Annotated in this window: 13 protein-coding genes; 7 read left to right on the forward strand and 6 right to left on the reverse strand. The window is 72.1% G+C overall.

Going from position 1 to position 16360, the window contains the following annotated elements:
- The first annotated feature begins 15 nt into the window (after positions 1–15).
- From QA802_RS02930 to QA802_RS02945, 4 genes are read left to right on the forward strand one after another with little or no spacing between them, the layout of a single operon-like run.
- Positions 16–1749 carry an acyl-CoA dehydrogenase family protein gene (locus QA802_RS02930; protein WP_334517870.1) on the forward strand — a complete coding sequence of 578 codons (1734 nt, stop codon included), beginning with the start codon at positions 16–18 and terminating at the stop codon, positions 1747–1749.
- A 13-nt stretch (positions 1750–1762) separates the two neighbouring features.
- On the forward strand, positions 1763–3538 hold the full coding sequence (locus QA802_RS02935; RefSeq protein ID WP_334517873.1) for an acyl-CoA dehydrogenase family protein: 1776 nt from the start codon (positions 1763–1765) through the stop codon (positions 3536–3538).
- A gap of 1 nt (position 3539) precedes the next feature.
- A complete protein-coding gene (locus tag QA802_RS02940) occupies positions 3540–4238 on the forward strand; it encodes a 4'-phosphopantetheinyl transferase family protein (protein ID WP_334517875.1) in 699 nt (232 codons plus the stop codon).
- A gap of 17 nt (positions 4239–4255) precedes the next feature.
- Entirely contained in the window at positions 4256–5608 is a 1353-nt protein-coding gene (locus QA802_RS02945; RefSeq protein ID WP_334517877.1) for an NAD(P)/FAD-dependent oxidoreductase, read from the forward strand.
- Here the strand turns inward: QA802_RS02945 and QA802_RS02950 are convergent.
- Positions 5605–6222, reverse strand: coding sequence for a MerR family transcriptional regulator (locus tag QA802_RS02950; RefSeq protein WP_334517879.1), 618 nt, complete (start codon positions 6220–6222; stop codon positions 5605–5607). The two genes, QA802_RS02945 and QA802_RS02950, sit on opposite strands and share 4 nt — an antisense overlap.
- A 118-nt stretch (positions 6223–6340) precedes the next feature.
- Between QA802_RS02950 and QA802_RS02955 the strand changes: the two genes are divergently transcribed.
- The 3 genes from QA802_RS02955 (at position 6341) to QA802_RS02965 (ending at position 9883) form a co-directional block, all read left to right on the forward strand.
- The gene (locus QA802_RS02955) at positions 6341–6742 is read left to right on the forward strand and encodes a DUF3291 domain-containing protein (protein ID WP_334517882.1); all 402 of its coding nucleotides are present in this window, start codon (positions 6341–6343) and stop codon (positions 6740–6742) included.
- 28 nt (positions 6743–6770) lie between these two features.
- A complete protein-coding gene (locus QA802_RS02960) occupies positions 6771–8216 on the forward strand; it encodes an MFS transporter (RefSeq protein WP_334517884.1) in 1446 nt (481 codons plus the stop codon).
- A gap of 221 nt (positions 8217–8437) precedes the next feature.
- The gene (locus tag QA802_RS02965; protein WP_334517886.1) at positions 8438–9883 is read left to right on the forward strand and encodes a glyceraldehyde-3-phosphate dehydrogenase; all 1446 of its coding nucleotides are present in this window, start codon (positions 8438–8440) and stop codon (positions 9881–9883) included.
- A gap of 176 nt (positions 9884–10059) precedes the next feature.
- Here the strand turns inward: QA802_RS02965 and gnd are convergent, their stop codons facing one another.
- The 5 genes from gnd to QA802_RS02990 all read right to left on the reverse strand — a co-directional run bounded on the left by gnd (position 10060) and on the right by QA802_RS02990 (position 16342).
- Positions 10060–11499, reverse strand: a complete 1440-nt coding sequence (gnd, locus tag QA802_RS02970; RefSeq protein WP_319165313.1) for an NADP-dependent phosphogluconate dehydrogenase — start codon at positions 11497–11499, stop codon at positions 10060–10062.
- Between the two features lie 272 nt (positions 11500–11771).
- Complete coding sequence (locus tag QA802_RS02975; RefSeq protein ID WP_334517889.1) at positions 11772–12278, reverse strand: MarR family winged helix-turn-helix transcriptional regulator; 507 nt, start codon at positions 12276–12278, stop codon at positions 11772–11774.
- A 370-nt stretch (positions 12279–12648) separates the two neighbouring features.
- A complete protein-coding gene (locus QA802_RS02980; protein WP_443042068.1) occupies positions 12649–14274 on the reverse strand; it encodes a cellulase family glycosylhydrolase in 1626 nt (541 codons plus the stop codon).
- 357 nt (positions 14275–14631) lie between these two features.
- Positions 14632–15204, reverse strand: a complete 573-nt coding sequence (locus tag QA802_RS02985) for a MarR family winged helix-turn-helix transcriptional regulator (protein ID WP_334517891.1) — start codon at positions 15202–15204, stop codon at positions 14632–14634.
- A gap of 196 nt (positions 15205–15400) precedes the next feature.
- On the reverse strand, positions 15401–16342 hold the full coding sequence (locus QA802_RS02990) for an LLM class flavin-dependent oxidoreductase (RefSeq protein WP_334517893.1): 942 nt from the start codon (positions 16340–16342) through the stop codon (positions 15401–15403).
- Positions 16343–16360: the final 18 nt, after the last annotated feature.

A 16360-nucleotide genomic window follows, 5' to 3' on the forward strand; every position in this document is an offset into this window, starting at 1 on the left:
ACTTCCACAGCCCTGGTGACCCAGGCGTCGACTCCCGCGCCGCTGACTCCCGAGCGCCTGGAGGAGACGCTGGGCGACCCCTACGACGACGACAATCCGTACGGGTTCGCGGCGGCGGTGGCCCGCGACGAGGCCGACGCGTTCCCCGAGGAGCTGTGCGCGGCGCTGCGGGGCACGGGCTTCCATCTCGCCTACCTGCCCCAGGAGTGGGGAGGCTCCTTCGAGACGTTCGACCGCAGCATCGCCCTGGTGCGGGCCGCCGCCCGCCGGGACGTGAACGTGATGCCCGGCACCATGTTCAGCATCATCGCCGCGACCTGTCTGCAGATCCACGGCAGCCCGGAGCAGCGCGAGCGGGTCGCGGCGATCCTGCGTGAGGGCGGGGCCGTGGCGTTCGCGCTGTCCGAGGCGGAGCACGGCAGCGATCTGCTGGCGGGCGAGGTGCGGCTGGCCGACGACGGAACGCTGCACGGCGAGAAGTGGATGGTCGGCAACGGAAGTCGCTGCTCGGCCGTCTACGTGGTGGCCCGGACCGGGGAGCGCGGGCCCGGCGCCTTCTCCTCGTTCCTGCTCGACCTCGCCGGACTGCGGGCGGAGAGCGACGGTCTGACCCGGGCGGCCTCGCCGCGCACCGGCGGGATGCGCGGCATGGACTTCGCGCATCTGCGGTTCGCCGGGCTGCCGGTGCCCGAGGACGCCCGGGTCGGGAGGGCGGGCGAGGGCCTGGAGGTCGCCATCAAGGCGCAGCAGGCGGTCCGGCTGATGAGCATGGCCGGCTCGCTGGGCATCGCGGACTCGGCGCTGCGGCTCGCCCTCGACTTCGCCCTCGAGCGCCGGTTCGGGCGGGCCGTGCTCAGTGAGACGCCGTACGTGCGCCGGGATCTGGCGGCCGCCTCGGCCGCGCTGATCGCCGCGGACGCGGTGGCGCTGGCCGCCTCCAGGGGGGTCCACGCGCTGCCGGAGGCCTTCAGCGTGTGGGGCCCGGCGGCCAAGCACGTGGTGGCCGAGGCGAGCGAGGAACTGGTCCGGCGCTGTGGGGCGGTGCTCGCCACGCGTTCGGTGCTGCGGGCCGGCGCGCCGGGCTCCGGAATGTTCCAGAAGTTGCAGCGCGACGCGCAGGTGGTGCGGGTCATCGACGCCAGTCCGCTGGCCAACCTGCGGTCCTACGCGGGTCAGATCCGCACGCTGGCGGCCGGCGGCGCGGAGGTGAAGCCGGACGTGCTGGAGAGCGTCTTCACCCCGGGCGCCCCGCTCCCGCCGTACCGGCCGGCCCTGTTCGATCTCGTCACGCGCGGGGCCGATCCGGTGCTGGGCGGTCTCGGGCCGGTCGCCGACGCCGTCGGCGAGGCGCTGCGGGGGGACGAGGGGCCCGCCGCCGCCCTGGTCGCCGAGCTGGCCGGGCAGGTGGCCGTGCTCCCCGCGCTGACCGAGCGGGCCACCGCCCGTGGCGCCGACCCCAACGAGCTGGTGGATCTCGCCGAACGGTACGCCTGGCTGCACGGCGCCGCCGCCTGCCTCCGCCTGTGGTGGGCGAACCGGGACCGCTCGCTCTACGGCGCCGCGCCCGGTTCCCCCGGCTGGCTCGGCGCGGCCCTCGGCTACCTCATGGCCCGCGCGGACGGCGTCGACCCACGCCGGCGCGGCCCCGCACTGTCGCCCGCGCTGGACGCGGCGCTGGCGCTGCGTGAGCGCAACCGGATGTTCACCGCCCTGCCCGTCGTCCTGGCCGCCCGGCGCGCGGCCTCCTGACAGGAGCACCCTCATGCAATCCGACCCCAAGACCGAACTGATCGCGCTCGCCGCGCGGTTGGAGGACTTTCTCGGCGATCCGCACGATCCGGCGAGCCGGATGCCGTTCGACCAGGTGATGGAGTACGACGAGCGCGAGGAGTTCCCGTTCGCGCTGCTCGGTCTGTTGCGCCGGTGGGGCGTCCCGGAGTACTCGCTGCCCGGCGCCCAGGGCGGCCGGGCCGGGAACGTGGAGACCGGCTTCAACCTGGCGCGGATCGTCGCCCGGCGCTGCTCGTCCACCGCCACCGCGATGGTGATCAACAACCTCGCCTTCATGCCGGTGTGGATCGGCGGCACCGACGAGCAGAAGCGCCGGCTGATCGCGGACATGAAGGACGGCCACAGCATGTCCTGGGGGCTGTCCGAGCGCGACCACGGCAGCGACCTCCTGGCGAGCGGGACGACCGCGCGCAAGGTGGCCGGCGGCTACCTCGTCAGCGGAGAGAAGTGGCTGATCGGGACCGCCACCATGGCCGACCGGATGACCCTGTTCGTGCGCACCGGCGAACGGCCGGGCCCCGGCGCCTTCTCCATCCTCGTCCTGGACAAGGCGCGCACCCCGGTGGACACCGTGCGGGAGCTGCCCCGCGAGAAGCTGCACGGTCTGCGCGGCATGGACATCAGCGGTCTGCGCACCGAGGACGCGTTCGTGCCGGACGAGAACCTGATCGGCGCGGAGGGCCAGGGACTCGAGATCGCCCTCAAGGCCACCCAGGCGGCCCGCGCTGTCATCAACGGTCTCGCGATGTCCGCGGCCGACACGGCGCTGCGTCTCACGCTGGACTTCACCGAGCAGCGCATGATCTTCGGCCAGGCGGTGAGCGACATCCCCTACAGCCGCCGCCAGCTCACCGAGGCATTCGCCGACCTGATGATCTGTGACGCGGTGAGTCTCGGCGCGGTGCGCAGCCTCCAGGCCGCGCCGGAGCAGACCAGTGTGTGGACGTCGGTCGCCAAGTACTTCCTGCCGACCCTGCTGGAACGCTCCGTGTCCCAGCTCAGCGTGGTGCTCGGCGCCCGGTTCTTCCTGCGCGGCCATGCCCGCTACGGCGTCTTCCAGAAGATGCTGCGCGATCTGCTGGTGGCCAACTTCGCCGACGGCAACACCGTGGTGAACCTGCGGAACCTGGGTCAGCAGCTGGGCGGGCTGCTGGACGGCGCGACCGGGGCGGACGACGCGACCAGGGCCCGTGCCGCCGAGCGGGCCGGCGTCCTGTTCGGCATGCACCGGCCGCTGCCGGTGTACGAGCCGTGGAAGCAGGAGCTCTTCAGCCGGGGCGCGGACGACGCGCTGCTCGCCGCCCCCGACGGGCTCGCGCGGCTGCGGGAACTGGCCGGTGACGCGAAGGAGGAGGAGCGCGGCAGGCTGCTGCGAGCCGCCGACGCGGCGCAGGAACTACTGGATCACGCCGGGAAGTTGGCCGACCGGCGCAGTGCGTTGCAGGCCCGTCTGGGCCGCGGCTACGGCCAGAGCGCCGAGCTGTTCGACCTCGCGAAGCAGTACTGCCTGCTGCACGCCACCGCGGCCTGTGTGCTGACCTTTGTGCACTCGCACGAGGTGCTGGAGGATCCGCTGCCCAACGCGGCGGTGCTGCTGCTTCAGCTGGAGCGGTTGCGCCGGCAGCTGCACCCGCACGAGTCGATCACGGACCAGGCCGACGTCGACGAGGTCATGCGGGTGCTGCGTCACCAGTACCGGGAGCACCGGCTGTTCTCGTACTGGCAGTTCCCGCTGGCCCACAGCTGACATGTCGGACCGTCATCTGTGGTTGCTGCCCGAACCGGCGGCCGGGGCGTTCGTGGCGCGTCTGGGCGGGACGGACCTGCTCAGCGGCGGCGAGCGGGCCCGCTGCGAGCGCGCGCTCGCGCCGCACGGCCGGCTGCGGCACGTCGCCGCGCGGCTGCTGGCGCGGCACGCGCTCAGCGACCGCTCCGGTCACCCGGTCGGCTCCTGGCGGTTCCGCACCGCCGAGGACGGCAGGCCGGAGCCGGACCGCCCGGCCGACTCAGGCCTGCGTTTCAACCTCTCGCACACGGACGGCCTGATCGCCTGCGTCATCACCGACGGGGGCCGGGCCTGCGGCGTGGACGCGGAACCCTCGCCGGCCGGCGCGGACGCCGTGGCGCATCTGCCGCGGCACTTCGCGGAGCGGGAGCGGGCCGACCTGGCGGCCGTGGCGGACCCGGAAGCCCGGGCCGCGCGGGTCGCCGCGCACTGGGTGCTCAAGGAGGCCTACCTCAAAGCGCTCGGCACCGGGCTGCGCCGCCCCCTGTCCTCGTTCGCGTTCACCGGCCTGTCCGGCCCCCGTATCCGTCTCCACGACCCCGAACGGTCCGTCGCGCGCTGGCATTTCGACCTCGTGCGTCCGACCCCGCACCACGTGGTGGCCGTCGCCACCGAAGAGTCCCGGCCCGGAGGGCTGAGCACCGTCACCCTGTCCGGCTGACCCCGTAAGGAGCCCAGATGTCCCCCAAGCCCAGCATCGCCGTCGTCGGCGGTGGCGTCGCCGGCCTCTCCGCGGCGTACGGCCTGCGCGAGCACGCCGAGATCACCCTGTTCGAACGGGACGACCGCTTCGGCGGCCACGCCAGCACCGTGGAGGTGGAGGACGCGGGCCAACTCCTCGGCCTGGACACCGCGTTCGTCGTCCACAACCGGCCCGGCTACCCCAACCTGACCGGGTTCTTCGACGAACTGGGGGTCACGACGCAGCCGTTGCCGACCGGTTTCAACTTCTTCGACCTCGATGCCGTCTTCCAGTACGGCAGCGCCGAGTTGGACCTCCCGGAGGAGGAGGTCGTCGCGCGCTACCCCGAGCACTTCCAGACCATCTGGCGCGAGGCCCGCCGGTTCCACGAGGAGGGCCGCCGGGACTTCTTCCGCAAGCGGACGAACATGCCGATGGGCGAGTACCTCGACCGGGGCGGCTACAGCCAGGAGTTCCGGTACGGGTACTTCATCCTGCTGTGCAGCGCGGTGTGGTCGGTGCCAGCCGAGCTGATCTGGGAGATGCCGGCCACGACGGTGATCGCCTTCTTCATGGCCCACGACGAGGGGGGCCTCGGCGGCCGCCGCGTCGACTGGCGGACCGTGACCGGGGGTTCGGTCTCCTACGTGCGCAAGGCGCTCACCGCGATCGACGCGAAGGCACGGCTGTCCGAGCCGGTGACCGGGATCCGGCAGCTCGAGCACGGGGTCGTGGTGCGCACCGCCGCCGGCGAGGAGCGCTTCGACCACGTGGTGCTCGCCACGCACGCCGACACCGCCCGCTCGCTGCTGGAGAACCCGACGCCGGCCCAGGCGAAGCTGCTCGCGGAGCTGCGCTACAACGCGTCCTCGGTGGTCCTGCACACCGACGCCTCGGTGATGCCGGTCGACGAGAAGCGGTGGGAGGCCTGGAACTACGGCAAGGTGACCATCGACGGGACGCCGCGCCCGTACGTCGTCTACTACATGAACAAGCTGCACGACTTCGAGTCGGCGACCGACTACTTCGTCACGCTCGACTGCCCGCTGCCGATCCGCGAGGAGTCGGTCATCCGGGCCTTCCACTACGAGCACCCGGTCATCGACATGGCGATGCGCGACGCGCAGCAGACCATCTACGACGTCAACGACGGTCCCCGGGTCAAGCTGTGCGGCTCCTACTTCCACTCCAGGCAGCAGTACCACGACCAGATCGGCTCGCACGAGGCGGCGTTCTCCTCCGGGAAGGAGGCGGCGGCCCAACTGCTGCGGGAGCTGGGCCGCCAGCCACGGCGACAGGTCACGGCAACAGGTCAGGCAACAGGTCACGGCAACAGGTCACGGCACTAGGAAGTGTGCCTGCGGGCCGACTCGTTCTCCTGGGCCATGCGCCGGAGCGCCATCAGCGCGGGCTCCAGGAGGACGGTCAGCAGCAGGGCGCGTTCGGCGGCCTCCAGCGGGTCGTCCAGATGCTCGAGCTGGTCGAGATCGAGGACGGCGGTGCGCTCGGCGAGCCGCGCGTACGGCAGCAGGGTCCGCCAGTCGAGCGGAACGCCGAGGTCACGCAGGGAGCCCAGGGTCTCGGCGAGGGTGGCGCGGGCGGGCGCCGACGCATGCACGTCCCAGCCCAGCTCCTTGACGAGTTCGTCGACCTCGGCCGCCTCCGGTCCGTCCTGCGCGGGCTTCTCGCCCACCCGGACGGATCCCAGCGTGAGGCCCAGCAGCCGGTGGGTGTCGCCCGTGTGCTCGGTGACGGCGTCGAGCACCTCGCGGGTGGTGCTGACCGACAGGCCGCGCACACCGGTCAGCGCGCGGATCAGGCGGAGCCGGCGCAGGTGCTGCTCGTCGTACTCGGCCTGGGTGGCGGCCGTCTGACGGCCGGGCGCGAGGAGCCCCTCGCGCAGGTAGTACTTGATCGTCGTCACGGAGACGCCGCTGCTGCGGCTGAGTTCGGAGATGCGCATGCGATCGGCTCCGGTTCGGTGGTCGGCCTTGCCCGAAAAACTGGATACCTCTACTGTCTAACATAGATAGTAGAGGTATCTAATATTCCTTCGCGCCGCCGGAGAGAAGGCATCAGCCATGCCCACCCTGCGCTGGACCACCGTCAGCACCCCCGCCCCGGACGCCGGGACGTTCGTCATGGCGTCCCGGTTCGAGGTCCGCTCGTTCAAGGACGTCCCGCGCTTCTTCCTGAAGTCGCTGGCCGCGTGGAAGCAGGTGTCCGGCGCACCGGGCGCCTACGGCGCCTCGCTGATCGCCCAGCCGCTGAAGCGCACCTTCTGGACCCTGTCGGCCTGGGAGGACAAGGACGCGCTCTACACATACGCGCGGACCGAACCGCACACATCGATCATGACCGGACTGCGGCCCACGATGAAGGACTCGGTCTTCACCTTCTGGCAGGTCCCGGCGGCGGACCTGCCCATCGACTGGACGGACGCCCGCCGCCGCCTCGCCGAGCAGTCCCGCACCGGTGCCTGAAACCCCTCGCCCAGGAGAGATCCCCGTCATGACGCTGTCCGAAGAGAGCCCGGTCCTCGACGAGCCGGCCGCCTCCGCCCCGCCGGCCGAGCGCCGCCGCACACCGCTGTGGCTGGCGATCGTCGCCGCCAGCGTGCCCATGTTCATGGTCGCGCTCGACAACCTCGTCGTCTCCACGGCCCTGCGCACACTGGCCGTCGACCTGGAGGCGAACACCCAGCAACTGCAGTGGTTCGTCAACGCGTACGTGCTGAGTTTCGCCTGTCTGCTCATGACCGGCGCCGCGCTCGGCGACCGGTTCGGGCGACGACGGGTCTTCGTCGCCGGCATCGCCCTGTTCACGCTGGCGTCCATCGGCTGCGGCCTCGCCGACACCAGCGCCCAGCTGATCGCCTTCCGCACGGTCCAGGGCTTCGGGGCGGCGGCCGTCATGCCGTTGTCGCTGACCCTGCTGTCCCAGGCGGTGCCCGACCGGCTGCGCGGCATGGCGCTCGGCGTGTGGTCCGGGGTCAGCGGTCTGGCCGTCGCGATGGGCCCGGTGGTGGGCGGTGCGGTGGTGGAGGGTCTGGACTGGCGGTGGATCTTCTGGATCAACGTGCCGGTCTGCGTGATCGCGATCCCGCTGGTGCTGTTCGCCCTCCGGGAGAGCTCGCTGCCCGGCGCGCGCCTCGACCTGGTCGGCATGGTGCTGGCGGCGGCGGGGCTGTGCGCGGTGGTCTGGGCGATCGTGCACGGCGAGCCGGACGGCTGGACGTCGGTGAAGGTGCTCGGCGCGTTCACGGCGGGCGCGGCACTGCTGGCCGCCTTCGTCGGCTGGGAGTCCCGGGTGCCGGAGCCGATGCTGCCGCTGTCGTTCTACCGGGTCCGGTCCTTCACCCTCACCAACGTCGTCTCGGCCACGATGTACTTCGGCGTCTTCGGCTCCCTGTTCCTGCTGGCCCAGTACCTCCAGATCGTGCCGGCGCGCACCCCGCTGGAGGCCGGTGTGCGCACCCTGGCGTGGACGCTGATGCCGATGTTCGTGGCCCCCGTGGCCGGACTGCTCACGGAGCGGGTGGGCGGCGGCCGCCTGATGGCCCTCGGCCTCTTCCTCCAGGGCGTCGGCCTGGGCTGGATCAACCTGGTCGCGGACGTCGACACGACGTACTCCTCGCTGGTCGGACCGATGATCGTGGCCGGCGTCGGCATGGGCTTCGTGTTCGCGCCGACGGCGGCGGTGGTGCTCGGCTCGGTCGCCAAGGAGCACGCGGGCAAGGCGTCCGGCGCCAACACCACGGTCCGCGAGATCGGCGGCGCCCTCGGGATCGCCGTGCTGAGCACGGTGTTCGTGGCCCACGGCAGCACGCGGGGCCCGCAGCAGTTCGTGGACGGGCTGCACCCCGCGGTCTGGGTGGGCGTGGCGGTCGTCTTCGCCGGCGCCGTGTGCGCGCTCGGCATCCCGCGCCGACAGCAGCAGCCCTCCGAGCGGCCTTGAGCCTCCCCTGACCGGCGGCCGGGGCGGGCGCTTCCACGTTCCCCCGCCGAGGCTCCCGCCCCGGCCGTCCCCCGCTACACGCCGTCCCCCGCTACACGCCACACCCGCCGCACACGCGCCGCGGTCGCACGCCCTCCGCACACCTGAGCGCGGGCCCGCTGGAATGATCAAAAACCCGAAGGGTTAGCATATGAGCGCCACCTAGCTCGAAAGATAGGCCCGTGACGCTCAACGACGATTCGTTCACTGACTGGAAGAACCGCGAGGAGATCGCGGAGTCGATGATCCCGATGATCGGGAAGCTGCACCGCGAGCGGGACGTGACGGTCCTGCTGCACAGCCGCTCCCTGGTGAACAAGTCGGTGGTCAGCATCCTCAAGACCCACCGGTTCGCCCGGCAGATCGCGGGCGAGGAGCTCTCCGTCACCGAGACGCTGCCGTACCTGGAGGCCCTCACCGTCCTCGACCTCGGCCCGTCCCAGATCGACATCGGCATCCTCGCCGAGAGCCACCGGGCCGACGACCGCGCACTGCCGGTGCGGGACTTCACCGCCGAGGCCGTCGCCGGCGCCACCGGTGGCAACAAGATCGACCGGCGCGAACCGCGCGACGTCGTGCTCTACGGGTTCGGCCGCATCGGCCGGCTCGTGGCCCGGCTGCTCATCGAGAAGTCCGGCTCCGGCAACGGCCTGCGGCTGCGCGCCATCGTGGTCCGCGGCGGCGGCGAGCAGGATCTCGTCAAGCGGGCGTCCCTGCTGCGCCGCGACTCCGTGCACGGCCAGTTCCAGGGCACGATCACGGTCGACGAGGCCAACAACAAGATCATCGCCAATGGCAACGAGATCACGGTCATCTACGCGAACGACCCGTCCGAGGTCGACTACACGGCGTACGGCATCGACAACGCCATCCTGATCGACAACACCGGCAAGTGGCGCGACCGCGAGGGCCTGTCCCAGCATCTGCGGCCCGGTGTCGACAAGGTGGTCCTGACCGCGCCCGGCAAGGGCGACGTCCCGAACATCGTGCACGGCGTCAACCACGACACCGTCAAGCCGGACGAGCGGATCCTGTCCTGCGCGTCCTGCACCACCAACGCGATCGTCCCGCCGCTGAAGGCGATGGCCGACGAGTACGGCGTGCTGCGCGGCCACGTGGAGACCGTCCACTCGTTCACCAACGACCAGAACCTGCTGGACAACTACCACAAGGCCGACCGCCGGGGCCGTTCGGCGCCGCTGAACATGGTGATCACCGAGACCGGAGCCGCCTCCGCGGTCGCCAAGGCGCTGCCCGACCTCGCGGCGCCCATCACCGGCAGTTCGATCCGGGTCCCGGTGCCGGACGTCTCGATCGCGATCCTGAGCCTGCGGCTCGGCAGGGAGACCGACCGCGAGGAGGTCCTCGAGTACCTGCGCGGTGTCTCGCTGACCTCGCCGCTGCGCCGCCAGATCGACTTCACCACGGCGCCGGACGCGGTCTCGATGGACTTCATCGGCTCGCGCCATGCCTCGATCATCGACGCCGGCGCCACCAAGGTCGACGGCGACAACGCGATCCTCTACCTCTGGTACGACAACGAGTTCGGCTACTCCTGCCAGGTCGTCCGCGTCGTCCAGCACGTCTCGGGCGTGGAGTACCCGACGTTCCCGGCGACGAGCGCCTGACCGGCGGTCACCGAAAACCGGTCAGCAGACCGCAACGGCAGGAGCGGGGCACTCGACGAGCGCCCCGCTCCTGCCGTTTCCGGGTCCTCGTTTCAGGCCGTTTCCGCAATCGGTCAGGCCGTTTCCGTAATCCGTCAGGCCGTTTCGGGGATCCGTCAGGCCGTTTCGGGGATCCGTCAGGCGGACGTCTCCGGGCGGCCCGGCTCGGCCCAGTGGGTGTGGAACGCGCCCGGCCGGTCGGTGCGGCCGTAGGTGTGGGCGCCGAAGTAGTCGCGCTGCCCCTGGAGCAGGGCCGCGGGCAGCCGCTCCGCCCGCAGGGTGTCGTAGTGGGCGAGCGCGGCGGAGAAGGCCGGCACCGGGATGCCGCGGCGGGCGGCGGAGGCCACCGTCTCCCGCCAGGGCACCTGCGCGTCGGTGATCTCCATGGCGAACTCCATCTCGCCGAGCAGGCTGACCAGGTCCGGGTCGGCCGCGTACGCGGCGCGGATACGGTCCAGGAACGAGGCGCGGATGATGCAGCCGCCGCGCCAGATCCGGGCGACCGCGCCCAGGTCGATCTTCCAGCCGAACTCGCCGGCCGCGTCCTGGATCATCTTCCAGCCCTGGTCGTAGGCGATGACCTTCGAGGCGTACAGGGCGTGCTCGACCTGCGAGGTGAAGCGGGTGGCCTCGGTACGGCTGAGCGGCGGCGTGGTGCCGCCGGGCAGGCCCGCGTAGGCGGCGCGCAGTTCACGCTGCCCGGAGGCGGCCCGGGCGAAGGTGGCCTGGGCGATGGCGGTCACCGGAGAGCCCAGGTCCAGGGCGGTCTGCACGGTCCAGCGACCGGTGCCCTTCTGACCGGCGGCGTCGGCTACGACGTCCACGAACGCCCGGCCGGTGGCGGCGTCGGCGTGGGCGAGCACCTCGGCGGTGATCTCGATGAGGTACGAGCCGAGCCGGCCCTCGTTCCAGGTGCGGAAGATGCCGGCGATCTCGGCCGGGGTGTAGCCGGCGACCTGGCGCAGCAGGTCGTAGGCCTCGGCGATGAGCTGCATGTCGGCGTACTCGATGCCGTTGTGCACCATCTTGACGAAGTGTCCGGCGCCGTCGGTGCCGATGTGGGTGGCGCAGGGCTCGCCGTCGACCTTCGCGCTGATCGACTCGAACATCGGGCCGAGCACGGCGTACGACTCGCTGGAGCCGCCGACCATGACCGCCGGCCCGTTCAGCGCGCCCTCCTCACCGCCGGAGACGCCGGCGCCGACGAAGTGGAGGCCGCGCTCGCGCAGGGACTCCTCGCGGCGGCGGGTGTCGGCGTAGTGGGCGTTGCCACCGTCGATGATCATGTCGCCGGGCTCGAGGAGCGGGGCGAACTCCTCGATGACGGCGTCGGTGACGGCGCCCGCCTGCACCATGATCATCAGGCGGCGGGGGCGTTCCAGCGCCGCCACGAAGTCCGCGGCCGATTCCGCGGGCACGAACGCGCCCTCGTGCCCGAACTCCTCGACCAGCGCGCGGGTGCGTCCGGCGGTGCGATTGTGGACGGCGACGGTGTAACCGTTGCGGGCGAAGTTGCGCGCGAGGTTGCGGCCCATCACGCCGAGGCCGGTGACGCCGATGGCGGCGGTTGCGTTCACGAGGTGTCCCTAGGATCGGTGGCGTGGCCTGAGGGCGGGCGCCGCCCCCGGTACCCCCAGGTACGGACCGCCGGCCGGTTCTTCTCGATTCCGCGCCGAACAAGCTGACCGGCCGGCCGCTGGGGGCCAACGCGCCCCGCCCCGCCGGGCCGGATCCACCGGCGTCCCCCGACCGGATCCACCGGCATCGCCAGTCCGGGTCCACCGGCATCGCCCGGGCCCGGGTCCCCCGGCGTCGCCCGGCCGGGGCTACGGGCATCGCCCCGCCGTGTCTACCGGCGTCGCCAGGGCAGCGCCGCGGGGTCCGCCTCGATGCTCTCCGCCCGGTGCAGGGCGTCGCTGATGGCCTCGCCGATCTCCGCGAACTGGCGCACCTGCTCGGGGGTGAGCACGTCGAACACCGTCCGGCGCACGGCCTCGACATGGCCGGGGGCCACCTTCTCCAGCAGTGACCTGCCCGCGTCGGTGAGGCAGGCGAGCTGGCCGCGACCGTCGGCGGGGTCCTCTCTGCGGTCCACGAGTCCGATGTCGCGCAGCCGGCTCACCGCGTGGGTGAGCCGGCTGCGGGTGATCTTCAGCCGCTGCGCCAGGTCGGACATGCCGAGCGTGTTCTCCGGGGCCATCGAGAGGTGGGCCAGCAGGCTGTAGTCGGCGTGCGTCATGCCCGCGTCGCGCCGCAACTGCCGGTTCAGGTGGTCGGACAGCAGCGTGGAGAACTCGACGTAGGCCAGCCAGGCTCGTCGTTCGTCGGCGTTGAGCCACCGGGGCGTCGTGGACATGCGCACACAGTACGGGGCGCTTTCCGGCGATCGGTCCCCTCACCGGGGACGACGGACCGCGGGGCGGCCGTGGTGCGGGGGCAGCCGCGGTACGGGGGTGGAGAGGTGGGGGGCAGCCGAGGTGTGCGGGGCCGGGTGGGACCGAGCGCCCGGACGAGCGCGTGAGCGTCCCTGGGACCGCGTGCCGGCGCGCGTCGTCCCGGCGTACAGCGTCCCCTGGTGTACGTCGTCCCCTGGTGTACGTCGTCCCGGCGCGCTGGGTACGGCGTCCCAGGCGCGCCGGGTGGCGGCTCCCACGGGAGCGCGGGCGCCGCCGCCGTCACCTACGCCTCCCCACCCAGGCGGGCGGGGAGGCGTAGGTGACGGTCCGTCAGGACGTGGCGCACGCACCTCCGTCGAGAGTGAACGCGGTCGGCGCGGTGTTCTTCGCGCCCTTGGCGCCGATGAAGCCGACGGTGACCGAGCCTCCGGCCGGGACGGTGGAGGTGTAGGCGGCGGGCGTGACGCTCACCGAGCTGCCGCTCTGGGCCGCGGTGCCGCCCCACATGTTGGTGACGGTCTGGCCGTCGGCGAAGGCGAAGGCCAGTTTCCAGCCGCTGACGGGGGTGGCGCCGGTGTTGCGCAGGGTGATGTCCCCCTGGAAGCCGCCAGGCCACTCCCCCACCACCCGGTAGGCGACGGAACACGCCACGGCGGGCGCGCTGCCCGTGGTGACGTTCACCGTGGCCGAGCGGGCGGAGCGGTTGCCGGCGGCGTCCCGGGCGTAGACCGCGAAGGTGTACGCGGTGTTCGCCGTGAGCCCGGTGACGGTGGCGGAGGCACCCGTGGACGCGCCCACCTTGGTCTCGGTGGCGCCGCTGACCCGCACCACGTCATAGCCGGCGACGCCGACGTCGTCGGTGGCGGCGGACCAGGAGAGGGTCGCGGAGGTCGCCGTCACCGCCGAAGCGGTCGGGGCGCCCGGGGCGGTCGGAGCCTGGGTGTCACCGGGCGAGCCGCCGCCGAAGACGGTGGCCTCCTTCGCCGTCTGCGCGATGCCGTTGACGCCGTTGAAGATGCGCTTGCCCCACGAACTGAGCTGTGCGGGATCGAAGTTGAGCGTCAGGTCGAGGATCGGGTCGGTGTTGCCGCTCCACGACCAGGCCAGGTAGCCGAGGTCGAGCTGCTCGGCGGCGGCCATCATGGTGTCCTCGTCGGGGTCCCCCCACTGGTCGGCGGGACCACCGAACTCGCCTATGAGGACCGGGAGTTCGGCGGCGACGAAGGAGTTGAGATAGTCGGTGATCTCCGCGGCCGTGTCGAAGACGCTGTACATGTGGATCGAGAAGATCAGGTTGCCGGTGGGGTCGGCCGAGTACACCGACTTGGCGTTGGCCTTCATGACGCCCTGCCAGTCCTGGCCCCAGTTGGGCGCGTCCACCATGATCGTGTGCTGGAACCCGGCGTTGCGCAGCTTCTTGATCGCGGCGACGGTGGGATCGGTCCAGCCCTCCGGGGCGGTGTTGCCCCAGGGCTCGTTGCCGATGTTGACGATGATGTAGTCCTCCTGGCCGGCGAGCACGTCCTTCAGGCCGATCCAGTAGTCGGCCGCCTGGTCCAACGTGCCGGCCGCTGCCTCCTCGCCGTAGCCGGTGGTGTCGTGCACCTCCAGCACGCAGATGAGCCGGTTGGCCTTGCACTGGGCGATGACGCCCGCGACGTCGGCGGGACTGTTGGCGCTCCAGCGGTGGCCGTCGGCGAGGACGACGCGCACGGCGTTGGCGCCCATCGCCTTGATGTCGGCGAGCGACTGCTGCGTCCTGCCCGGGTACCAGGTGTGCGCGTGGTTGACGCCGCGCATGACGAAGTCGCTCCCGTTGCCCTCGACGAGACGTCCGTCGCTGATGTGCAGGCCGGTCGCGAGGGCGGCGGTCGACTGCGGCTGCGCCTGCGCGGTCGCCGGACACAGGGCACCCAGCAGGACCAGGCCGGCCAGGGCCGCGAGTCTGGTCAGCAATCCGGCTAAGGAGAAGGTTCGTGGGGCGGGGACAGTGCTCACTGCGACTCCTGGGGTGAGGCCGAGGAACTCAGTCGGCGGGAGGGGTGGGGAGGAACACGGGGCAGGTCGGGAGGGCGTGGGGGGTCACCGAGTATGGGAGCGCTCCCATGAAGCCACTTACGCCAAGTACACGTCAAGACATCGCGCACAGACCGGCCCGGACTCGCGCGGCGTCACACGCCTCGGCGCCTCCTGCTCGCTCGCCGCCGTCGGTCGGGCCGTCGCCCCGGAATCCCCGACTCAGCCGACGACGAGCGCGCGCGGCCGGCCGGCGGCCGTCTGTCGTTGTCCCCTCAGGGGGCTTCGAGGCCCGGTTCAGGCCTTCGGACGGCGTCCGCTGCGGCGCGGGGCCGGCTCGGCGCCGTCGAGAAGGGCGGCGCGCCGCTCCTCGCCCTCCTCCTCGACCTGCCGCACGACGCGGCGCAGCCCGTCCGCGACGGTCCGGCACTCCTCGTCGCTGAGCCGGCCCGCCACGAAGGCCTCCTCCTCGTTGAAGGCCGGGAACAGCCGCCGCATCAACGCCTCCCCCTCGTCGGTGAGGCTGAGCAGCACCAGCCTGCCGTCGGTGGGATGCCCGGCCCGCCGGACCAGACCGCGGCCCTCCAGCGTGCGCGCCACGCCGGTCAGCGTGCCCTTGGAGATCCCGGCCTCCTCGGCGACGTGCCGGGTCTCCGACTCCCCCCACACCCAGACCACCCACAGCACGACGAACGCCGTCCAGGTGAGGTCCGAGCCGCGCAGCACGGAGTTCTCCAGGTGCTGCCGGACCGCCGAGGCGGCGCGGTAGATGTTCGCGACGACGGCCATCTGCTCGCGCCGCAGCGGGATGCCGCCGAGTTTGGCCTCGGCGAGCTTCTCGGCTTCGGCGATGGATCGCTGGCCGGGCATCGGCACACTCCTTCGGCCACGGGGGCATGGGTCGGTGGCGGTCGGTGGATCGTCGTGTTGTTCGGGCTCAAATTGTACGAAACGACAGGCCGCGGAGAAGCCGGGTGCCCGACGGGGTGAGAAGCGGGGTGAGGAGCAGGGCGCGGCGGGGGTGAGGTGCGGGGATGGGGAACAGGCTGACGAAGAGCGCGCGGGCTCAGCGGGTGAACGCTTCGACCCGGCGCATCACGTCCCGGCAGAAGGCGCCGATCCCGGCCGGGTCGTCGATGAACTGGTTCGGTTTGACGCAGAACGTGGTGAAGCCCTGCTCCAGCTGCTCCGGGATCCCGGCGAGCGCGGCGCCGAGGTCGGCGGTGGAGCGGTCGTCGGGGAAGACTCCCTGCGCGCCGCCGATCATCTCCAGGTCGGCGAGGCTCCGGCCGGCCGCGGTCATGGCCTCCTGGAGCGTCCGCAGGTCCTGCGGCGTCGGCCGCCCGAGGGGGTGGAAGCCGTGGCCGTACCGCACGAGCCGGCGCAGCACCGGCCCGGCCAGGCGCTGGCCGCCGAACCAGAGCCGGGGCCCAGCGGGACGGAACGCCTTGGGCTCGAAGTAGACGTCCCGGAACGGGTAGTGCGCGCTCTCGTGCGAGATCGGCGACGGCCCCCAGGCCTTGGCCCAGACGTCCAGGTGCTCGTCCAGCAGCCGGCCGCGTCGTGCGAAGGGCACTCCCAGCGCGTCGTACTCGTCCCGGCTCCAGCTCACCGTCGGCTGCACCAGGAGCCGTCCCTCACTGATCAGGTCGAGGGTGCCCAGTTCCCGGGCCATCAGCAGCGGGTGGCGCAGGGGCGCGAGGACCGCGGCGGCGGCCAGCCGCAGGCGCTCGGTGACCGAGGCGATGGCGGCCAGCAGGAGCAGTGAGTGGGGCCAGGGGGTGTGCGGGTCCTGGTTGCCCGGCAGGGCGTAGTCGCGGGGGTTGCCCATGACGCCGTCGGCGGCCGCGTCCGGGCCGAGCACGATGTGCTCGCTGACCATGACGGAGTCGAAGCCGGCGTCCTCGGCCTCGCGGGCCCAGCGGATCGCGGCGGGCAGGTCGGCCCGGCCGCCGGTGAGCGTCCAGTTCTCGCTGAGGACGAGCAGCATGCGGGGTGCGGTGGCCATGTCGTCTCCTTCCTGTTC

The sequence above is a fragment of the Streptomyces sp. B21-105 genome, from assembly GCF_036898465.1.
Lineage (GTDB): Bacteria > Actinomycetota > Actinomycetes > Streptomycetales > Streptomycetaceae > Streptomyces.